The organism is Neobacillus drentensis (genome assembly GCF_036962765.1).
Lineage (GTDB): Bacteria > Bacillota > Bacilli > Bacillales > Cytobacillaceae > Neobacillus > Neobacillus drentensis_C.
The window spans coordinates 1-2046 of record NZ_JBALOS010000065.1 but is presented as its reverse complement, the minus strand read 5'-3'; the positions used below and the strand labels follow the sequence as shown (position 1 = coordinate 2046).

Annotated in this window: 4 protein-coding genes and 1 pseudogene; all 5 read right to left on the bottom strand. The window is 35.4% G+C overall.

The window, feature by feature from the left end; genetic code table 11:
- A pseudogene (locus tag V7137_RS10190) lies at nucleotides 1-199 on the bottom strand (GNAT family N-acetyltransferase); the annotation flags it as partial.
- A 39-nt stretch (nucleotides 200-238) separates the two neighbouring features.
- The gene (locus tag V7137_RS10185) at nucleotides 239-478 is read right to left on the bottom strand and encodes a glutaredoxin family protein (RefSeq protein ID WP_335697978.1); all 240 of its coding nucleotides are present in this window, start codon (nucleotides 476-478) and stop codon (nucleotides 239-241) included.
- A gap of 50 nt (nucleotides 479-528) precedes the next feature.
- Nucleotides 529-1017, bottom strand: coding sequence for a metallophosphoesterase family protein (locus tag V7137_RS10180; RefSeq protein WP_335697977.1), 489 nt, complete (start codon nucleotides 1015-1017; stop codon nucleotides 529-531).
- 25 nt (nucleotides 1018-1042) lie between these two features.
- Nucleotides 1043-1588 (bottom strand): TatD family hydrolase, encoded by a 546-nt coding sequence (locus V7137_RS10175; protein WP_335697976.1) that lies wholly within the window; start codon nucleotides 1586-1588, stop codon nucleotides 1043-1045.
- 13 nt (nucleotides 1589-1601) lie between these two features.
- Complete coding sequence (locus tag V7137_RS10170) at nucleotides 1602-1817, bottom strand: TatD family hydrolase (RefSeq protein ID WP_335697993.1); 216 nt, start codon at nucleotides 1815-1817, stop codon at nucleotides 1602-1604.
- Between the last annotated feature and the right edge of the window lie 229 nt (nucleotides 1818-2046).

Sequence of the window (2046 nt, the reverse complement as noted above, 5' to 3'; positions counted from 1 at the left end):
CATTATCATCTTCGGCTACAAACACCTGACCATTTGGTATGGTTTGTTCCCAAAGATCTGCCCGTTTTTCATAGGTTAAATCATTGATATATTCATTTGGGACAATGTTTGCGTATGTGGTTCTCCAACTATCAACATGCACTCTAGCGATTCCTGCCACATCAGCTAAAACTGCTTTTCTTATTTTCAACGTATTCACCTCGATATTTGGTGGTTTGCTGGTTACAATCAGGGTTTCTTAACTTTTTGCCAGTTCCATTAGCTCCTTCAGCTCATTGGTAAAGCCTTTAACTGCCCGATTTTCCACGACTGTAACAGGAACTCCAAGAAAGCCGTATTTCTCTACTTCCTTTTGGTATTCTGGATTAATGGACAAATCTCTGGTCTCAAATGCAATTCCTTCTTCACTAAGGACTTTTTTGACCATTGTGCACTCGATACAGTCTTTGGTGGTATAGACGATTACTTGCTTGCTCATTGTTTGTTTTCCCCTTTTATTTATGATAATTTATTTTTCTTTATCAGATGTTAATCGAAAAAAATATGATCTGCTACCAAGGAATCACCTATATTCATTACTCCAAATGAAAATTTCTTCTGTCTTCTTTTATCGGTAGGCGATCCAGGGTTGAAAAGCAAAATCTCATTTTCGTACTTTTTAATAGGAATATGGGAATGGCCAAAAATGAGGCAATCCAGTTTCTCACCTTCAAAGGCAAGAATGGCTCTTTTTTCTGTTGTTTTCCCTTTGCCATGACCATGTGTTATCCCAATTTTAAACCCGCATACTTCAATAACTCGGTTTTCCGGAAATATGTCCTTGATTTCATCTCCATCTACATTACCATATACACCAACAACTTTGGCATAGGATTTTAGATCATTATATACGTCAATTGTCTGCCAATCACCTGCATGTATGATTAGATTAGCATTGACTAATTCTTCAATTAATCTAGGAGGCAAGCCTTTCGCTCTTTTGGGCAAATGTGTATCTGAAAGGACAACAATTTTCATAATCATACTCCATTCTAAGTTCAACTCATAATAATCCGTTTATAATTGAAAATAATCTTGTGTTCTTCCATAATCTTACCGAAACTTCTTCTGACAATTTTTTTATTTTCGAAATTGCCTTAATGGATTCAAGCATCATATTCGGATGTGTCATAGTTCCCCAAAATGGACCTTCAAATGGCCACGGACCATCTGTTTCAATCATCATTTGTTCTAGCGGATATCTTTGAACTAATAGTTGTATTTCTTCATCATAGACAACTTCCGGTGTAACCGATATATAATAGCCATTTTCTTTCATTCTTGTCATTGTTTTCTCTTCTCCTTTAAACCAATGAAAATGGGCGTTTTTGAAGGAGTAATTTTCTAAAAGGTCACAAACATTTGGCGCGTCCTCTTGAACTGCATGGAGGACAATTGGCTTCTCCCATGTTACTGTCTTTTGAATGAAGGTCTCTAATAGTTCTATGTATTGTTCATACTGACTCATGGAGACTTTAAGCTTTCTCCTTAAATAATAAGGAAGCCCTACTTCTCCTATGGCAACCATATCGTGTCTGTGTTTATTCATCCAATCCAATAACTCATTCAACTGATATTTCTGTTGGTAGTGACTGCTCAGGATGGTAACCAAACGCAGGTCTCACCTTTTGATATTTTCTCGTTAACTTTAGGTTTCTTTTACACAAATCCAAATCAAAAGAAACGGATATCAGCCAATCTAATTGTGGAATCGTTTCCATTAGCTGACTAATCTCATCATCCTTATAATGATCGAGATGAAGATGGGCATCAATCATTTTTATCAAATCGTTCACTACTTTCATTTAGACTAGTTTAATTAATAATCTACTTTACTCTAAGAGGATTTTCAATTTTCTGACAATAAAACTCGATAATTGTCTGTTCTTGCGCTTTCCCAAGCAATAATTTAAGAAGATTTCCATAAATATAGGTCACCAATGTCTAATTTATTAAGCTTTTAAAGGTTTTAAAAAATTGTAGAATTAGGGAAATATACATTTCCCT

Excerpts from the sequence above, each read along its gene's own strand:
- V7137_RS10175 (WP_335697976.1), bottom strand. The coding sequence starts at position 1,588 with ATGAATAAACACAGACACGATATGGTTGCCATAGGAGAAGTAGGGCTT.
- V7137_RS10180 (WP_335697977.1), bottom strand. The coding sequence starts at position 1,017 with ATGAAAATTGTTGTCCTTTCAGATACACATTTGCCCAAAAGAGCGAAA.
- V7137_RS10185 (WP_335697978.1), bottom strand. The coding sequence starts at position 478 with ATGAGCAAGCAAGTAATCGTCTATACCACCAAAGACTGTATCGAGTGC.
- V7137_RS10170 (WP_335697993.1), bottom strand. The coding sequence starts at position 1,817 with ATGATTGATGCCCATCTTCATCTCGATCATTATAAGGATGATGAGATT.